At 70.0% G+C, this 17,323-nt stretch carries 17 protein-coding genes; 9 read left to right on the top strand and 8 right to left on the bottom strand.

Features of this window, described 5'->3' with window-relative positions; all coding sequences use genetic code 11:
* Positions 1-183 precede the first annotated feature (183 nt).
* The 3 genes from AB0O28_RS07445 to AB0O28_RS07435 form a co-directional block, all read right to left on the bottom strand.
* Positions 184-1,113, bottom strand: a complete 930-nt coding sequence (locus AB0O28_RS07445; RefSeq protein WP_363637350.1) for a hypothetical protein — start codon at positions 1,111-1,113, stop codon at positions 184-186.
* A 404-nt stretch (positions 1,114-1,517) separates the two neighbouring features.
* Positions 1,518-3,626, bottom strand: a complete 2,109-nt coding sequence (locus AB0O28_RS07440; RefSeq protein ID WP_363637348.1) for a hypothetical protein — start codon at positions 3,624-3,626, stop codon at positions 1,518-1,520.
* A gap of 94 nt (positions 3,627-3,720) precedes the next feature.
* Complete coding sequence (locus AB0O28_RS07435) at positions 3,721-4,260, bottom strand: RNA 2'-phosphotransferase (protein WP_363637346.1); 540 nt, start codon at positions 4,258-4,260, stop codon at positions 3,721-3,723.
* A gap of 112 nt (positions 4,261-4,372) precedes the next feature.
* Between AB0O28_RS07435 and AB0O28_RS07430 the strand changes: the two genes are divergently transcribed.
* Both AB0O28_RS07430 and AB0O28_RS07425 read left to right on the top strand, forming a co-directional pair.
* Positions 4,373-5,290 (top strand): phosphorothioated DNA-binding restriction endonuclease, encoded by a 918-nt coding sequence (locus AB0O28_RS07430; RefSeq protein WP_363637344.1) that lies wholly within the window; start codon positions 4,373-4,375, stop codon positions 5,288-5,290.
* Between the two features lie 47 nt (positions 5,291-5,337).
* Entirely contained in the window at positions 5,338-6,075 is a 738-nt protein-coding gene (locus tag AB0O28_RS07425; protein ID WP_363637342.1) for a helix-turn-helix domain-containing protein, read from the top strand.
* 20 nt (positions 6,076-6,095) lie between these two features.
* On the opposite strand, the gene AB0O28_RS07420 is transcribed toward AB0O28_RS07425, so the two are convergent.
* A complete protein-coding gene (locus AB0O28_RS07420; protein WP_363637340.1) occupies positions 6,096-8,309 on the bottom strand; it encodes a hypothetical protein in 2,214 nt (737 codons plus the stop codon).
* A gap of 415 nt (positions 8,310-8,724) precedes the next feature.
* Between AB0O28_RS07420 and AB0O28_RS07415 the strand changes: the two genes are divergently transcribed.
* Complete coding sequence (locus tag AB0O28_RS07415; RefSeq protein ID WP_363637338.1) at positions 8,725-9,102, top strand: helix-turn-helix transcriptional regulator; 378 nt, start codon at positions 8,725-8,727, stop codon at positions 9,100-9,102.
* A gap of 3 nt (positions 9,103-9,105) precedes the next feature.
* On the opposite strand, the gene AB0O28_RS07410 is transcribed toward AB0O28_RS07415, so the two are convergent.
* Positions 9,106-9,702 carry an ATP-dependent Clp protease proteolytic subunit gene (locus tag AB0O28_RS07410; RefSeq protein ID WP_363637336.1) on the bottom strand — a complete coding sequence of 199 codons (597 nt, stop codon included), beginning with the start codon at positions 9,700-9,702 and terminating at the stop codon, positions 9,106-9,108.
* Positions 9,699-10,307 carry an ATP-dependent Clp protease proteolytic subunit gene (locus AB0O28_RS07405; RefSeq protein WP_363637334.1) on the bottom strand — a complete coding sequence of 203 codons (609 nt, stop codon included), beginning with the start codon at positions 10,305-10,307 and terminating at the stop codon, positions 9,699-9,701. Before AB0O28_RS07405 ends, AB0O28_RS07410 begins: the two co-directional genes overlap by 4 nt.
* Before the next feature lie 214 nt (positions 10,308-10,521).
* Here AB0O28_RS07405 and AB0O28_RS07400 point away from each other — a divergent pair, with 214 nt between their 5' ends.
* From AB0O28_RS07400 to AB0O28_RS07385, 4 genes are all read left to right on the top strand, one after another.
* The gene (locus AB0O28_RS07400) at positions 10,522-10,797 is read left to right on the top strand and encodes a StsA-related sactipeptide RiPP (protein WP_363637332.1); all 276 of its coding nucleotides are present in this window, start codon (positions 10,522-10,524) and stop codon (positions 10,795-10,797) included.
* A gap of 84 nt (positions 10,798-10,881) precedes the next feature.
* Positions 10,882-12,345: a StsB family radical SAM/SPASM domain sactipeptide maturase gene (stsB, locus tag AB0O28_RS07395; RefSeq protein ID WP_363637330.1), complete on the top strand. Its 1,464-nt coding sequence runs from the start codon at positions 10,882-10,884 to the stop codon at positions 12,343-12,345.
* 11 nt (positions 12,346-12,356) lie between these two features.
* On the top strand, positions 12,357-12,668 hold the full coding sequence (locus AB0O28_RS07390) for a PqqD family protein (protein WP_363637328.1): 312 nt from the start codon (positions 12,357-12,359) through the stop codon (positions 12,666-12,668).
* Positions 12,669-12,690: 22 nt separating this feature from the next.
* Positions 12,691-14,172, top strand: a complete 1,482-nt coding sequence (locus AB0O28_RS07385; RefSeq protein WP_363637326.1) for an FAD-dependent oxidoreductase — start codon at positions 12,691-12,693, stop codon at positions 14,170-14,172.
* Positions 14,173-14,292: 120 nt separating this feature from the next.
* Here AB0O28_RS07385 and AB0O28_RS07380 read toward each other — a convergent pair whose 3' ends face one another.
* The gene (locus AB0O28_RS07380) at positions 14,293-14,628 is read right to left on the bottom strand and encodes an EthD domain-containing protein (protein ID WP_204052833.1); all 336 of its coding nucleotides are present in this window, start codon (positions 14,626-14,628) and stop codon (positions 14,293-14,295) included.
* 140 nt (positions 14,629-14,768) lie between these two features.
* On the opposite strand from AB0O28_RS07380, the gene AB0O28_RS07375 reads away from it, so the two are divergent.
* Positions 14,769-15,140 (top strand): MerR family transcriptional regulator, encoded by a 372-nt coding sequence (locus AB0O28_RS07375; protein WP_363637324.1) that lies wholly within the window; start codon positions 14,769-14,771, stop codon positions 15,138-15,140.
* A gap of 346 nt (positions 15,141-15,486) precedes the next feature.
* Here the strand turns inward: AB0O28_RS07375 and AB0O28_RS07370 are convergent, their stop codons facing one another.
* Positions 15,487-16,566 carry an amidohydrolase family protein gene (locus AB0O28_RS07370; protein ID WP_363637322.1) on the bottom strand — a complete coding sequence of 360 codons (1,080 nt, stop codon included), beginning with the start codon at positions 16,564-16,566 and terminating at the stop codon, positions 15,487-15,489.
* Between the two features lie 109 nt (positions 16,567-16,675).
* On the opposite strand from AB0O28_RS07370, the gene AB0O28_RS07365 reads away from it, so the two are divergent.
* Positions 16,676-17,254 carry a TetR/AcrR family transcriptional regulator gene (locus AB0O28_RS07365; protein ID WP_363637319.1) on the top strand — a complete coding sequence of 193 codons (579 nt, stop codon included), beginning with the start codon at positions 16,676-16,678 and terminating at the stop codon, positions 17,252-17,254.
* Positions 17,255-17,323 lie beyond the last annotated feature (69 nt).

Below are 17,323 nucleotides of genomic sequence, written 5' to 3'. Positions count from 1 at the left end.
TCCGAAGGCCCCGTCGATGGGAATCGCCGCCGGGGACGAGGTGCACATCACGCGCCGCCCTCTGCCTCGCAGACTCCAGCAGCGCAGCCTGGTCATCACGAGCTGTCGCCGTCGTGATCAGAGGCCGTGCGGTCTCCCCTGGGCGCCCGGCCCAGCGGGAGCCGCGGCACCGCAGGGACGACATCAGGAGAAGCCGTCGAGCAGAGCGTCAGAGGACTCGGCCGTGGCGGCCGCTCGGAGCCAGGCAGCCAGTCGGTCGAGGTCGTGACAACTACGGATCTTCTCCGAAGTATCCTCGGACACCTCGATGCCCCGGGCCGACAGCACAGTCAAGATCGCCTCGGCCTGTCCTTCAGCCTTGCCCTCGGCCTTGCCTTCAGCCTTGCCTTCAGCCTTGCCCTCGGCCTTGCCTTTGGCGATGTTGTCGCGGGCCCAGTCACTCAGGTACTCGTAGGTCTCGGTCTTCAAGTGCCTCTCCAAGTGATCCCAGATCTCCCCGGGCAGCGCAGCACGCACCATGTCAGCGTACATACCCGCCTGATCGCGATCGAGATTGTGCAGCGCGGTGAGCAGGGCTTCGAGGATCTCCGGGCCCTGCGGCGTGTCGGCATGATGGATCACCGACAGTACGGCGAGTTCGAGGTCCTCCGCCACCCGGCCGGGGTCGGTGATCACCGGGACCTCGGCCGGCCCGACGACGAGCGGGGTCAGCACCATACCGGGGTGACCCAGCCCGATGGGGCGGGCGCACCAACGGGCGATCGCCGCGTCGGGCGCGACGACCAGGAGCATGACCGGGCATTTCAACCGGCTGCGCAGACTGCTGAGGTACAGCGGCCACGACCAGAGCTTGTCTGAATCACGGTCGCGCTGGACTTCCACGATCACAGCAAGGACAGGTTCGGGCTCGTCGTCGGGGCTCTTACGACGGAAGGCTATGACCGAGTCGGCGCGACGTTCGGTCGGTATGACCTCGGTGAGATCGGCCGATTCAAGACCCGCGTAGTCGTAGTCGGGCAACTCGACCCTGAGGGACCGAGTGAGCAGGTCGGCGGCGAAGTCAGGTCGTTCGCAGAACAGACGGACGAGCGCTTCGTGTTCGGCTAGTGCCACTGCGTGAACGTATCGCTGCCGAGATCGACAATGAGCCTGTGGTGATTTTCTGTAATGAGTTCGTTACTAACTGTTCAAGCCGGCCTCGCGGGACCGGCCTTCCCCGGCTCGAGAGGCCGGAGCAGATCCCTCGGTGCGATCGGGGGAACGGGAGGGCGAAGACTGTTACCGGGAACCGGTTGGCCGGCCGGACGGGTGAGGAGGGCTCGGAGGCTAGATGTACCAGCAGGCCCATGGGCCTACCTGGAATCGAACCAGGTGAGAAGGAAGCCACCGAATGGCCTCACCCGCCGGAGCGCGAGGAAAGCGGAAGAGCTGGAACCAGACCGGCGCCCGTACGGGCAGACCGGTTCCCAAAGAGGTGAGAAGGAAGCCCTCCCATGGCCTCGCGCTGAGCAAGATTATCAGGCCGGGATCAGCTCGTGCAGCGTGGCGGGCGTGTAGACCCGCGCCCCCTCCGGAAGGTCGGCGGGCGCCTCAAGCCCGATGTACGTGACGGGCCCGCCCATGGTGGACTTGGCCCGGAGCAGGTCGGCAAGATAGCCGACCCGGAGGTAGTCCCGCTCCACGATCGAGCGCACGAGCAGCGACGCGGTGACCCGGTTGCCCTCCACCTGGTTGAACGCCGGATGGCCCGGCAGGTAAAGGTGCAGCCACTTCACCCGCCAGGCGCCGTCGTCCCCGCGCAGGAAGACGAGCGGCAGCGCGACACGACCGGCCCCGCGCAGGTCGGACTTCATCCGCACCGTACGCGGTTCGAACGGCCTGCCCTCCTGGGCGGCGTCCCTGGTCATGTAGCCGAAGAAGGCCTCCGCGGCCTCGTCGAACCGCTCCCCCGCAAAGACGTGGACCTGAGGGATGATGATCGGCTTGGTGGCGCCGGACAGACGTACGTCGATGAACTCCGAGGCGCCGTCGGGGGCCTCGGTGAGGTCGCCCGAGTAGGTCGCGAAGTCGTTGGTGTACGACGTCCACGAGATGTGGGTCGGCTTGTCGTAGGCGGCGTCGAGCATGAGCGCGGACAGGTCGTAGTCGGTGCGCCGCTCGGCCTGGCGCCAGTGAACGAAGAACCGGAGCAGCTCGCCGTCCACGGCCGACAGCGAGCCGCGGGGCAGCATCCCGAGCCCGGGCGCGACCGCCTTTCCCGACAGGGGCAGCGCCACGTCGAGCACGGCGGGGTCGACGATCAACTCGCCGAGGTCGGGCAGACGGCGGCCGATCTCCTCGTCCAGGATGGCGAGCGTACGGTTGAGCGCCTCCTCGTCGAGCGGGGCGCGGGTGTCGGGCGCCGTCCACGCTCTGCCGGCCCGGTTGGTGAAGACCCGGTTCGCCGGAGCGAGCCGGTTCTGCAGGTGCTCGCGCAGGGAGAGCAGCACCCGGCCGGAGGCGCGGGCGGCGGACCTTTCCGCCGCCTCCAGTACGGCGGAGCCGCCGCCCGCGCGCAGCAGGTGGTCGAGACGGCGCAGCAGCGCGCCGGGCGTGTGCTCCAGCAGCGAGACGGCCTCTTCGGTACGGCCCGCGGCCAGCGCGGCCTCGACGCGGCTGCCGAAGCTCGCCACCTCGCGCACGCCTCTGGCCACGTCGAAGACCTCAGCCGCCCGGGGGAACCGCGGGTACTCGTGGGGGTGCAGCCGCTCGCCGAGCCGCTTCCACTGCTCCCGATGACGGAGCACGTCCCCGTGCTTGGCGGCAGGGACGGTGTCCAGGGCGGCCAGCAGGATGCGGCGTTCTGCTCGGCGGAAGGAGCGCAGGCGGGTGGGGGTGGCCAGGGTGACGTCGCCGTCGGAGCAGAGCGCGGCCAGCCGGAGCACGTCTGTCACGGTGTCGACGAGCAGCGACTGCCCGGCGGCCAGCCGCACCTCGTTGATGACGGCCCGGTTCTCGCGTACCGGGACGTGCCCGGGCTGGTCGTCGGCGTGCAGGTCGGCACAGAAGGCGGCCAGCGCGCGCAGGGCGGCCAAATCCTCGGCGGCGAGCGGGACCTCGGAGCCGGCCAGCGAGAGGTAGAGGTCTCGCGCTTCGTCCCGCAGGCTCCCGCCCAGCTGCAGCACTGTCACCCGGTCTTTCGCCAGGGGGACCAACTCGGCGTGCGCGGCCAGCAGGTCGGCGTAGGTGTGCTGGTAGCTGCCGTATCGCGGCAGGTCCAGCAGGTTGACGATGCCCGGCTGGATCCGGGCGGCGGCGACCGGGTCGAGCATGGCCTCGCGTAGCAGCCCCGCCCAGAACTCCAGAGTGTCCGGAACGTTTTTCGGAAAGTCGATAAAGTAGGCGTTGTGTTCGACGTGGTCGCCGACCAGGCGGCGGACCGCGGCCAGGACGCGCACGCCGAGGTCGATCACCTGCTCGCCGGGCAGCCCCGCCAGGCGGTCGAGCAACGCCGGCGAGCACGTGAAGCCGACGCTGAGCAGCGCCGCGTCGAGCTGCCGGGCGGCCACCCCGCCCCACCCGGCCGCGTCCTCCCCCACAGCGTCGACGGGAACGCGCAGGCGCCGGGCGATGATGAGATCTTCCACGCAGGCACGATAGGGATGGATATGCCCGGCTCGCCACCGAAAAACAGGCGCCTGCCGATGATTCTCACGGGCAGGCAGCGGTCCGCCGGCTGCCTCATCGCCAGCGGATGAAGCCGGGCGGGACGTGGTCCACCAGCCAGACACCGTTGGCGCTCACCCGGAAGTGATGCCCGGCCGCGTGCATCGCGCCCGCGTCCACAGCGAGCACGACCGGCTTCCCTCTGCGCGCGCCGACACGGGCGGCGGTTTCCCGGTCCGGCGACAGATGGACGTGATGACGTGCCATCGGCCGCAGCCCTTCCGCGCGGATCGCGTCCAAGGCCCGGGCGACCGTACCGTGATAGAGGTACGGGGGCGGCTCGACCACCGGCAGGTCGAGGTCGACGGGCACCGAGTGCCCCTGGCCGGCCCGGATCCGATCGCCGTCGATCACGTACCGCCGCTTGTCGTTGTCGGCGACCACCTGCTCCAGCTCGGCGCGCGAGATCGGGAACCCGTGCGCGGCCGCCGCCGTCAGCAGCACGCCGACATCCACCCAGCCATGCGGATCGAGCTCGACGCCGATGCGCTCGGGCTGATGCCGCAGATGCTTGGCCAGGTATTTCGAGACCCGCACCAACCGCCGTTCGTCCATCGGTCTCCTCCAGTGCCCGCCGCCTCGCCGTTGAACCGGCTCGCATCCGATCCGGCACCCGCGCAGGAGAAGTGAGCCGCGTCGAGGTGAAGATCACCCTATTGTGTCGGTCATGGACTGGGTCGAGCGTGTCGCGAACATCCGGCGCTGGACGCGGCAGGGCGAACGGGCACCGCACAAGCCGCTTCTGCTGCTCTACGCCCTCGGCCGCTTCCAGCGCGAAGGCGGCCGGCCGATCCCGTTCGGCTCCGCCGAAGCGGACCTCAAGGCACTGCTCAAGGAGTTCGGGCCGCCGCGGGACACCAGCCCGGGTTACCCGTTCCATCACCTCACCAGCGACGGCGTCTGGCTCGTCGACACCGTGCACGGACCGGGCAGCCCCGGCTCCGAACTCGGCCGCCTCCGGGAGGCCCAGGCCGCCGGGCGGCTCCACCCCGACCTGCTGCGTGCCCTGACCGACGACTCCCACCTCGTCGTACGGCTCGCGCGGCACCTTCTGGACGCCAACTTCGAGCCGTCCCTGCACCCCGACATCTGCCGTTTCGTCGGCCTCGATCTGCACGACCAGGTCACCGCCGCCGAGCAGCTCGTGCCGTCCCCCAGGCCCGGCCGGGATCCGGCGTTCCGGGAGAGCGTGCTCGTGGCGTACGAATACTGTTGTGCCTTCTGCGCCTACGACGGGTGGCTGGACGGCATGGCGGTCGGTCTGGACGCCGCGCATGTCCGCTGGCGGGCCTTCGAGGGACCCGACGACGTCGCCAACGGGCTGTGCCTGTGCTCGATCCACCACAAGCTGTTCGACAAGGGCGTCCTCGGGGTGACCCCGGACCGGACGATCGCCGTTTCCGGGAAGTTCGTCGGCCGGAGCCCGGCGGCCGGGCAGATGGTCTTCTCCCTGGCCGGGCGGCCCGTCCGCGACCCCCAGGGCGGTTTCGACCTCGTCGATGACGATCACATCGCCTGGCACGGCCGTCAGGTCTTCCGCGCCCCCGCCCGGCAGGGGCGGCACGTGCAGGGCCAGCACGTGTAGGGGCAGCGCCCGTCCCCTGGTCCATGAGCCGATAGGCTTCCGGGCCTATGGACAGCTCGATCTTGGAGAAGGTTCGCGAGCTCCGCGGACAGGGCCACTCCCCCAAGCAGATCGCCCGCGCGCTGGGCATGTCGCCTGCGGCGGTCGCGCCGTACGTCCGGGCGGTGGCCCAGCAGACGAGCACGAAGGCATCGGAGCCCGAGCTCGCCGGGTGCTGGATCAACGCCGGCTGGAGCGAGGGGCTGGGCGTCCCCGGCACGGACGGCTGGGGGGACGACGTTCCGGACGGCCAGCAGACCGCGGGCACGGTGAGCGTGGTGGTGGCGCGCAGGCACGGCTGGGACAAGCTGTCGGTCTGCGCCTACCTCGTCGACGTCTACTGCCTGGGCGTCAAGCACACCCGCGGACCCGACGTGATGAGCGAGGTGGAGCTGCACCGCTTCCTCCCCAAGTGGTTCAGGATCTACGCGCACGGGTGGCGGGAGGCGCCGCTCGACCTGGTCCGGCACCTCGTCTTCGGCGCGGTCGACTACGCGCGCGACCTCGGCTTCGAGCCGGCCACGGACTTGGCCGGGGCGGCCGACCACCTCGGGGCCTGGGAGGACAAGTCGGCCATCGTCTTCGGCAAGGACGGCAGGCCCCTCTACCTCGCGGGCCCGAACGAGGACGTCCGGCACGTGGTCAAGACCCTGGAACGGCGGGTCGGGCCGCCGCCCAACTTCGACTTCTTCGCTCCCGTGCCCGAGACGCAGATCTCCCTGGGCGGCCACCGGCTCGCGCCCTGACGCCGACGCCTGCGGCGCCGCTATCGCAACCCCCGGAAGCCGTCGCGCATCCGGCGGACGTCCTGCAGCCGTGCCTCATAGGTGGCCCCGATCAGGACCAGCGCCATGCCTCCCGCCGCCACCGGAACCCAGCGAGGCACGGCCGTCACAAGCTGCGCGATCCATGGCGCGAGCTCGTGCACGGCGACCGCGGCCAGCGTGAACCCTCCGAGCGCCACGGGCGCCTGGAGCCGTGATCTCGCGCCGAGCAACAGGACCACGAACGAGGCGACTCCCAGTGTCAAAGGGCGAATCCAGCCCCCGGGCTGCGCGTAGACCGCCAGGAGGCTCGGCAGGAGGGAGAAGGACAGGCCCGCGCCGTAGGCCGGCCACGACGACGACTCTCGTGCCCGCCGCCAGCCGATCGCGAGCAGCACCAGGGAGAACGGCACCGTGTAGGCCTCCACCAGCTCGACCCGCTCGGCCAGGAGCCGAGTCCAGCCGGCCAACAGCAGGAAGGCGGTTCCGACGTATCCGGCCACCCGCCGGTCCGGCCGTAGAGCCGTACCGATCGCCAGGACGCCGGCCGCAGCGCAGGCCAGGCTGAACATCGGCAGGTCCACAGCCAGGAGCAGACCGGCCGACCCGAGCGCGTATGCCGTGATCTCCACCGCCACCCGAGGCCCCGCCTTGAGCAGCGCGGCCTTGGGCGGCGCCGCGACGATCATGGCCACGGCGGCCACTCCGAGGAGGACGAAGGTGACCGAGCGCGGCTGAAGGCCGGCTGCGATCCACAGCGCGACCGCTTCACCACCGAAGAGCAGCGTCGCCGTCACGGCGGCCCCGGTGCGTACGGCCGGCGTACGGGCGACGGGGACGGTCACCGCGGCCGTGACGGCGAGGACCCCCAGCACGACCAACGTGGCCGGCTCGGACACCAGCGCCCACGCGCACACCTCCAGCGCGGCCGCGAGCGCCAGAACGCTCACCAGGGCGGTCCTGGCCGACATCGCGGCGAGGCTGACAGCGAGTACGAGTTGCACGGCTATCGCCGCCGGGTACGGCAGGCCGAGCGCGACAGGGCAGACGGCCACGGTCACCGAGGCGATCGCCAGCCCGACAACGATCAGCGTACGATGCCGGGCGCGCGAAACGGCGTCGTCCGTCCTGCCGTGCCGGGCGACGAAGAGCGCGAGCACCGCACAGACGAGTGCGAGCGCCGCGAGCACGACCAGGTCGGGCGGCCCGGCGACCGCCTGCGCACCGAGTGCTTCACGGACTCCCGTCGTCCCGATGCCGCTCCAGACCCCGCCCCGGTCCGGTGGTACGGCCAGTGGCCCAGCCAGTGTGACGATAACCGGCATCGCCACCGGCGTCGAGAGCAGAGCTGTCGCGATCGCGGCCGTGACCGCCGCAGTGACCGCCGCGGTGACCACTGAAGCAGTACGGGAGGACAGCACGGCGAGCACGGTCACGGCCAGCCCGGCGAGAGGCGCGGGCGCGACGGCCCAGGGGCCCTCCAGCACCACGCGCGCGGGAACCGCGAGTGCCGTGATCAGCGTGATCGCCGAGATGGCGGTGAGCGCTACCGACCACGGCCTCGTCGCGCGGACGGCGACGACCAGCCCCGCCACCACGGCGACGATCAGCGCCCCGGAAAGCGGCCAGGCACTACGCGGTTCGTACGTGTCCACTGCTTCCGCGAGCCCGATCACCACGCCGAGCGGCCACGTGCACCCGAAGCAGACAGCCACCATCCTCCACCGCCCGGCCAGCCAGACCGTCGCGTCGGCGCAAGCGGTGGCGAGCAGGGCCGCGACGAGCCAGAAGACTCCCTCGTCGAACGCCGGCACCGCGAGCGGAAGTTGCATCAGCCCGACAGCCACGGGGATCGGCAACCTGAGCCGGGCAAGCCGGCCATAGGTCGCGAAGGCCACGGCGACGACCCCGATGAGCCCGGCCGTGTAAGGCTGAGGACCGATCGCGTCGAGACCGGCCAGCCCGACCTGCCGGGCGGCGTAGCCGTCGAGGAACAGCAGCGCCAGGCCGAGCATGGCCAGGGTCTCCGCCGTCGCGGCCAGGCCACGTCGCCGCAACGGGATCGGGGCCGCGAGGACGAGCCCGGTCAACCCGAGCAGAATCGCCGCCCGACCCCCGATGCCGAGGTGCCCCCAGCTCACCGCCGTGAACACGATCGCGGAGACGACCAGCAGGAGCCCGCCGAGTGCCAGCAGCAGGTTCTGTACTGCTTTCACCGACAGATCCCTCGGCCGTCCAAGGCCGGGCGCCGGTGACGACACGGCGCCGGAGTGGCCCTCCGCCCGGTTGGTCCCGGTACGGGCGGTCCGCAACGCCGCGACAAGTTCGTTCCGCCTGGCCGTCAGTTGCGCCTCACGCGTCCTGAGGTCGGCGAGCGCCATGTCGACCCGCCATAGTTCGCCGGCGACAGCGCCTCGCAACGGCAGCGCGCAGGCCGGGCAGACCGTGAGGGGACCGGTGAGAGGCTCACCGCAGTCCGGACAACGGGGATGTGCGCCGGGTTGCATTCCACCAGGATTCCCGAGTCCGATCATCGCCGCCATGCGCCGGACCACTCAGTTACTCATTGGTAACGAACGCTGTCCGCGAACACGCGGTCTGCCCGAGATCCGGACGTGCCAGACTGCGAGCATGACAGTCTCTGGCCGATCGGTGGTCATCGACATCCGGACGCGCCGGGCCGCCAAGGAGCGCGACCCGGCGATCCCCGACGGCCCTGACCCGTTGCTGCGGACGGTGTACGGCGAGATCCTGCGCGACGAGAGGCTGGACCAGGACCGCACGCTCGACGACGTGGCGCGTGCGGTGGGCATGTCGAAGCAGTATCTGTCGGAGGTCGAGCGCGGCCGCAAAGAGCCGTCGTCGGAGATGTTGCATTCGGTGTGCGACGCGCTCGGGTTGCCGATCGAGCAGCTGCTCACCCGTGCCGTCCGGCGGATCAGCGCGTCGCGCCGGCTCGCGACGCGCGGGTCGTCCCGTACGCCACGGGTGGAGCTGCTGGCGGCGTGAGCGCTACGGCGCCTCGCGGGTGAAGATCAGCTCGTCGGCGAGGCCGTACTCGACGGCCTCGCGAGCGCCGAAGATGCGGTCCCGGGCGGTGTCCTCGCGCAGCCGGGCGACGTCGACCCCGGTGTGACGGCTGAGGATCTCCTCCGTCTGCGCGCGCATGCGCATCACCTCGGCCGCCTGCAGGGTCAGGTCGGAGATGGTGCCCTGCCCCTGCGTGGACGGCTGGTGCAGCAGCACGCGGGAGTGGCCGAGCATGAACCGCCGTCCGGGGGCGCCGGCGGCGAACAGCACCGCGGCCGCGGAGGCCGCCTGGCCCATGCAGTACGTCGCGACCTTCGCGCGAATGAACTGCATGGTGTCGTAGATCGCGAGCATCGCGGTCGACGAGCCGCCCGGGGAGTTGATGTACAGGTTGATCTCCTGGTCCGGGCTCTCCGCCTCCAGGTGCAGCAACTGTGCCATCACGACGTTGGCGACGCCGTCGTCGATCTCCGTGCCGAGGAAGATGATCCGCTCGTTGAGCAGCCGGCTGAAGATGTCGAACGACCGCTCCCCCACCGGGGTCTTTTCGATGACATACGGGATCGTGTACTGGCTCATGACGAGAACCCCATCCGGTTGGGAGCGGCGTACGGCGCGATGGTGTGGAAGGAGTCGACGATCTCGTCGATCATTCCGTAGTCGCGGGCCTGCTCGGGGGTGAACCAGCGGTCCCGGTCACTGTCGGCGGCGATCTCCTCGACCGTGCGTCCGGTCTCCGCGGCGAGGATCTCCTCGGACTGCCGCTTCATGTACTTGAGGTTCTCCGCCTGGATCGAAATGTCGATCGCCGTGCCGCCGATGCCGGCCGACGGCTGGTGCATCATGATCCGGCTGTGTGCGAGGCTGATCCGCTTGCCGTGGGTGCCGGACGCCAGCAGCACCTGACCCATGCTCGCCGCCATCCCCAGGGCGACGGTGACCACGTCGTTCGGCACCAGCTTCATCGTGTCGTAGATCGCCAGCCCGGCCAGCACCGACCCTCCCGGCGAATTGATGTACAGGATGATGTCCCGCTCGGAATCCGCCGAGGCCAGCAACACCATCTCGGCGCACACCCGCTCGGCCATCTCGTCGTCGACCTCTCCGGTCAACATCAGGGTCCGTTGGTGGAACAGCTTCTCGTTCAGCCGGTCCCGGTAACTCCCGCTCGGTGAAACACTCATGACGCTTTTCTATTCGCCGTGACCCCGCGACCTGTCGATGTGTCTGCCGAGGGCAGACACATCCGGGCACACGCCCACCGGCCCTTGGCGGTCACGCGACGCCCATAGCCCAGCGGCATCGCGGCTAGCCCACGTTTGTGGGGTTGTCTCACCCACTTCCCACCTGCACATACTCGACATACACCGCATTCCCGTCAGACAGAGAGGTGAAGGCATGGCCTTCGATCCGAGGGAAGCTCTGCGTGAAGCCGGCATTCTGAACAGCCCGCTGGCCGCCGAGGTCGAGGAGGCGTTCGCCACCTTGACCCGGGAGGAAGTCGACCTGCTCATCTCGCTCAAGGACAAGCTCCCCACCGCGCTGCCCGGTGTGCTGGCGCACGCCGGCACCGGCGGCGAGTGGTCCCGGCCCGAGGTGGAGGCCCACACCGTTCCGGTCGAGAGCAAGTGCCTGTGCGGGGCCTGGTCGGGCTCCGGGTCCGGGGCGAACTAGTCAGGACGGTTCGCGGGTGCGGCTCCGGCCGCGCGTCGCCCACAGAATCTGGGGCCGCACCTGCGGCTGGGAGCGCAAAGGGGAATGATGCCTGGACAACTCGCCCGGAACCGCTCGTTGATCGACGTACCGGCGGACCTGACCTACTTCGTGCACGACGAGAGGTACCTGGTCGTCAACCCACAGGTGGGCGGCCGATGCGTCCTCGACGCGCGCGAGTTCGCCGTCCTGGCGGCCCTGTCCCGCCCGGGGGCGGGCGGGGAGCCGGCCCTCCTCGACGAGACCGACGAGACCGATCGGGCCCTCGCCAAGCTCATCCTGAACTGCATCGTCTACTACAACGGGAACCGTCCGAGGCTCAGCGTCAAGGAGCCGACGCTCCTCCAGGTGTATTACGCGATCACCGACGGGTGCAACCTCCGCTGCCCGTACTGCTACGCCTCATCGGAGAAGTGCCTCCCCGGGGAGCTCAGCACCGCCGAGTCGCTCGACCTGGTCTCCCAGGTCGCCGCCATCGGGGCCACGACCATGATCTTCACCGGCGGCGAGCCCATGCTCCGCAAGGACCTGTTCCGGATCGTGGAGCACGCCAACGGCAGCGGGCTGACATCGAACATCGTCACCAACGCCACGATGATCAGAACGCCCGCGCAGGCCAGGCGCTTCGCCGAGCTTTTCGGCATGGTCACGGTGAGCGTCGACGGCGGCACGGCCGAGACCCACGACCGCACCCGCGGCGCCGGCTCCTTCGCCCGGACCCACCGCGCCCTGCGGCTGCTCAACGACGCCGGTGTGGTGCCGCGGATCAACCACATCGTCACCTCGGACAACGTGGACGAGCTGGAGGACTTCGCGAGGTTCGCCGAGGGGCTCGACGTCCACAGCATCCGGCTGATGTACCACAACGACCTGGGCCGGGGCGAGACCGACGAGTACGACTTCGGCTGGGAAGACCACATGCGGATCCAGCGGATCACCTGGACGTCTCCGGCCGCCGGCAAGCTGCTGCCGGACGGCCCGAGGCCGATCACGCCGTGCTCGGTGAAGGCCAACTGCGGGATGGGCGGCAACGAGATCTACGTCAACTCGCTGGGCGACGTGTATCCGTGCAAGCTCGTCACCGGACGGTCACACCACGCGGGCAACGTACGGCGGCAGCCGCTGTCGGAGATCTTCGCCGGGCCGCTCCTGCGCGGGATGCGCACCAGCACGGTGCTCGGCGGCGACTACCACGCCGACTGCGCGAAGTGCTACATCAAGGCGTCCTGCGGCGGCGGATGCCGGGCGGCGCACATGGCCGAGTCCAAAGACCTGCGGCGCAACAGCCGCCACCAGTGCCGGATCCTGCGGCACGGCATCGCCACGCAGCTGTGGCTGGAGGCCGGTGTCAGCCCGTCGGAGCTCGCCGCCGACGACCGCGCGATGACGACACCCCGCCTGGTCGTCAACGGCGACGTCCACCCCGTCTTCGACGACTGGAAGACCTACGTTCCCCCCTCGCGCGGCACCGTCAGGGTCGGCGAGTTGCTTCCCATCACGCCGCTATAGAGGAGGTCAGTGTGTCACTGCGGATCAGCGAGGCCGTGATCTGGCAGGAGACCGGGGAAGGCGTCTCGCTCTACAACACCGAGACGGGCGACTTCCACAGCCTCAACGACACCGGCTCCCGGATTTGGAAGCTGGTGGCGAGCGACGGCGAACGGGAGCCGGTCATGTTCAGGCTCTCCCGCGAGTTCGCCGGCAGCAACTCCGCGATGAGCAGGCGCATCCTGGCCGACGTCGAGGAGTTCATCGGCTCCATGATCGAGCAGGGCCTCATCGAGGAGGTCCCCGCCGAGGAGCCCGCGGACGGGGAAGAGTCGCCGTCGTGACGCGTTCGCCGGGCCTCGTTCCGTGAGCAGGGCGGTCGTCCTCGGGGGTGGCCTCGCGGGCGTGCTCGCCGCCACCGTGCTCGCCGGGCACGCGGACGAGGTGGTCCTGATCGAGGGCGACCGTTATCCGTCCGGTCCGCGCCCGCGACGAGGGCTGCCGCAGTCGCACCACAGCCACGTGCTCGTGGCCGGCGGGGCGCGAGCGCTTGACGCGTTGCTGCCCGGAACGGTCGACGCCCTGCTCGCCAGCGGCGCGCATCTGCGGGACCTCCCCGGCGACGCCCTCATCTACTCCGCCGACGGCTGGTTCCGCCGTCTCCACACCGGTGCCCACCTGATCTCCTGCACTCGAGGGCTGCTGGACCAGGTGGTGCGGCGGCGTGCGCTCGGCGGCGACGTCGAGGTCTGGGACGACACGCGGGCGCTCGGGCTCACCGGGGACACGGCCAGGATCACCGGTGTCTCGGTCAGCCGGCGGGGCGCCCCGTCCGGGACCGTACGCGCGGACCTCGTCGTCGATGCGACGGGACGCCGCTCGCGGTCACCCCGCTGGCTCGCCGAGATCGGTGCCGGGGACATCGAGGAGGTGTCGGTCGCGACCGGGCTGGCCTACGCCACACGCCTCTACCGGGCGCCCGGCGACCTGGCCGCCACGATTCCGGCCATCATGCTGCACCCCGGGGCGGAGAAAGGGCGGCCGGCTCGGGGGGCGACGTTGTTCCCGGTCGAGGACGGCCGGTGGATCGTCACGCTGACCGGCACCAGGGGCGGCGAGCCGCCGACGGACGAGCATGGCTTCGCGGCCTTCGCGCGCTCGCTGCGGCACCCGATCGTGGCGGACCTCATGGCGAAGGCCACTCCCCTCGGCGCCGTCCGGCCCTACCGCGACACCGCCAACAGGAGGCGGTTCTTCGAACGGGCGCCCCTGCCCGCCGGTTTCGCCGTCGTCGGCGACGCGGCCGTCGCGGTGAATCCCGTGCACTCGCACGGGATGTCGGTCGCCGCGCTGGGCGCGCTCAGGCTGCGCGAGGAGCTGGCACGGCACGGGATGACGCCGTCCCTGTTCGCTGGGCTGCAGGCCGCCCTCGCGGCGGAGGCGGAGCAGTCATGGCGCATGGCGGTCGAGGCAGACGGTGAACGGGCCGGCGCAGGGGCCGGCACAAGGGCTCGCGCAGGGGCCGGTGAACGGGCGGGGCTCGACGGGACTCCGCGACGCGAACCGAACGCCTTCGAACGCGAGATCCGCACCCGCCTGGCCCAGGCGAAGCTGAGCAGCCCGAAAATCGCCGCCGAGTTCTTCGGCCTCCAGACGTTGCTCTCCACCGCTACCGCGCCGGACAGGTCGGAGATCGCCCGCGTGCTGACCGGGCGGGCGGAGCCCCTCCTCACCGGCGAGGAGGCGATCGGGCAGTATCCCGCCCTGGCCGCGTGGCTGCGCTCGCGGTACGCCACCACGCTGAGCGGTACGCCCAGCCGAGATCCGGCGGGACGTGCAACAGGCTGACCACCGGAATCACCAAGACGATCACGCAGATAAGTAGCATGACGGTCGCGTCCTGAGCCGTTCGCTGCGGAGCTGGACGACAGGCTCCGCCTCGTCGTCCAGCTCCGCCTGCAGCGCGTATCAGATCACGACCTTTTCCTCGGTGACCATGACCACCACCGAATCCAAATCGATGAACTTGCTTTCGTCCGGGTTCAGCAGCTCCTTGTAGTTCTTCGATCCGAAGAAGGCGTCATGGTCCGCCCAGGTTTCGAACCAGATCTCAGTGAGGCCGTCGTAGCCGGGGCTCGGGTAGCCGTCCGCGGGAACCGGGTGAGAGACGGTGTACTTCTTCACATACCGTCGCGCCTCGGGGATGGAGGCGAACAATGGGGCGTGGTGGTTCCGGTGGTAATCAACGAATTCCTCGAGGGTCATTCCCCCGACACGGTTGATCATGTAGGCGAACTTGATCATGCTTTGCCTCCTTCGTCCTCGCGGCACGGGGGAGGCGACCGCCTGCCCCGGCGCCGGGTTGCGAGCTACGGGATTACGCTAAACACTCACATCGATGTCATGGGCAAGGCATTGTGACCCAATGCACACGAGGAGTTGAGATGCGGATCGGTGAGCTGTCGGCCCGGACAGGAGCAAGCCGTCGATCGCTGCGCTATTACGAGCAGCAGGGCCTGCTGGTCAGTACGAGATCGCCCAGTGGCCAGCGGTGCTACAACGACGATCACGTCGAGCGGGTGGCGCTGATTCAGACATTCCTGGCCGCCGGTATGTCCACCATGAGCATCGCTCAGATGGTCCCCTGCATGTCGGAGCCCACCACGGCCAAGGCCCTGCATGCCTTGGCCGTCATGAACCATGAGCGAACCCGCCTTACCTCGACGATCGACAGCCTCATGGCCGCCAGGGGAGCGCTTGATCACCTGATCGAGATCAACCGATCCTTCCTGGCGAATGCGGCGGATGCTGGTTGAGTGACGGTGGGCGGTAGTGGTGACATGGCCTTCAGGAAACCGGCCGATCCGTTCCGTCGAGGATCCGGCACACTTTTCGTGATCGGACCCGGCTGAGCTGATCACGTTCAGACGTCCCAGCCCTCGCGCCCATGCCGATCGAGCTTCCGTCGAGGCGGGGGCAGCAAGTCGGCCTGTGCCCAGCGGTGGCGGGAGGTAGGGGACGCGGCCCTTGAGCCGGTGGTCGACCGGATCGTCGAGCGCCGTTGTCGACTGCGGGGGCCGTCGCCGGCGTGTGGCGGTACTGCCTCGATCCGCTCGACGCCGCTGCGGTCACGGAACCTCCGCTCGTGCAGCCGCTCAGGTGTCAGGGCTCGCGAGCGGTGGCCGGAGTGACCGGGCGACCCACGCACCAGACGGCGCGGATGTCGCGGGTGGCCGTGATGTCCCGGGTCGGGTCGCCGTTGACCAGCAACAGGTCGGCCCGCATGCCCGGCCGGACGGCGCCCCGGTCGGCCAGGCCGAAGGCGCGGGCGGGCAGCACGGTCGCCGAGCGCAGGATCTCCACCGGCGTCATTCCGGCCCGCGCCATCAGCTCGAACTCGTGATGCAGGCTCTCACCGTGGGGCACGGGCAGCGGCGCGGACGACTCAGCGTTCGCGTCCGTCCCGGCGAGGATCTCAACACCGGCCCGGTGCAGACGGCCGACGTCGCCCAGCACCTCCCCCAGGTGGTCGGCACGCCCAGGCGGCGGGCCGGAGGTCATGAAGGCGGTGAGCAACGCCTCCATCATGGTGATCGTCGGGATGGACCTCTGGCCGGCGGTCCTCATCGCGGCCACGTCGTGCGCCCTGATCCCGCCGGCGATCGGCGTGTGCGTGACGAACTCCGCTCCCGACTCCACGGCCATCGTGTAGGCGCCCGGAGTGGCGGCGTGCACGATCGTCTTGAGCCCGTACTCGCGCGCCGCCTCCACCAGCGCGCGCAGCGCGTCCGCGGGCGGCCCGCCCTCGCCGGGGGCCTCGGCGACGCCCTTGATGTAGTCGGCACCTTCCGCCGCCCGCGCCTCGACGTGCCGCCGCGCATCGGCCGCCGTCAGGATGACGGCTTCCGGCGGCATTCCCGGCATGCGGGCGTGGTGGCCGCCCGGCCCGATCGCGGGCAGCCCGGCAGTACGGAAGTCGGCCGCTCCTCCGGCCTCGCGCAGCGAGGCCACCCGCTCGGCCGGCCAGCAGGCCATGTCGAGTCCGGTCGTCACTCCCCAGGCGGCCAATGCGGCCAGGTTCCCGGGACCGTGCAGATGGACATGCGCGTCGATCAGCCCGGGCAGCAGCGCCGCCCCCGCCGCGTCGATCTCCTCCGCCCCTGCGGCATCGTCGCCGATCAGCGCACCGTCGATGACGACGGTACGGGGTTCGCCGAGCCGCTTGCCATCGAAGACCCGCACATTGCGCAAGGCTGTCCTGCCATCACTGGACATGGGTCCCCCGTCTATAAGGAACAAGTTTGTTCACTAACGGAGGCTAGCATGGCGAAGTGCGTGATAATCCGTCCTCATGAGTCCCACCCGCCGCCGCGGAGACGCGCTCACCACCGCGATCTTCCAGGCCGTCCTGAGCGAACTGGCCGGGAGCAGCTTCGAGGAGCTGACGTTCGACAAGATCGCCTCCGCGGCCGGGACCGGGAAAGCCGCCTTGTACCGGCGCTGGTCCACCCCGGCCGAACTCGTCCTCGCCGCGCTGAGCGACCCCGCGACCGGCTTCGGAGACCCGCCGGCGCCGCCCGGCACGGGCGCGCTGCGCGATGATCTGATCGCCCTGCTCGAGCACTTCGTACGGGCGCTCGACGAGCCGCGCGGCCGCGCGCTGCTCCCGCTCATCGCCCACCGCCACCGCCATCCCGAGCTGTTCGAGCAGGTCCATCGGCTGGTGGTCCGCCCGCACCAGGAAGTACTGCTGTCCGTCCTGCGCCAGGCGGTCGAACGCGGCGAAGCCGCACCCGGCAGCCTCACCCCGCGCGTTGTCTCAGTCGGGCCACGCCTGATCCTCCTCCAGGCGTGGGAGGGCGGTCTCGTGGACTCCGGCGAGATCGCCTCCATCGTCGATGAGGTGCTCATTCCGCTGACCAGGCCATGACCCCCTGGCCGGCATCCCGCAGGGCAGTGCGAGATGAACGGTGCACGTTGTGAGTGGATCACGTTTGAA

This window comes from Microbispora sp. NPDC088329, from assembly GCF_040685655.1.
Classification (GTDB): Bacteria; Actinomycetota; Actinomycetes; order Streptosporangiales; family Streptosporangiaceae; genus Microbispora.
The sequence above is the reverse complement of the archived record's forward strand: the minus strand, read 5'-3'. Positions and strand labels throughout refer to the sequence as shown.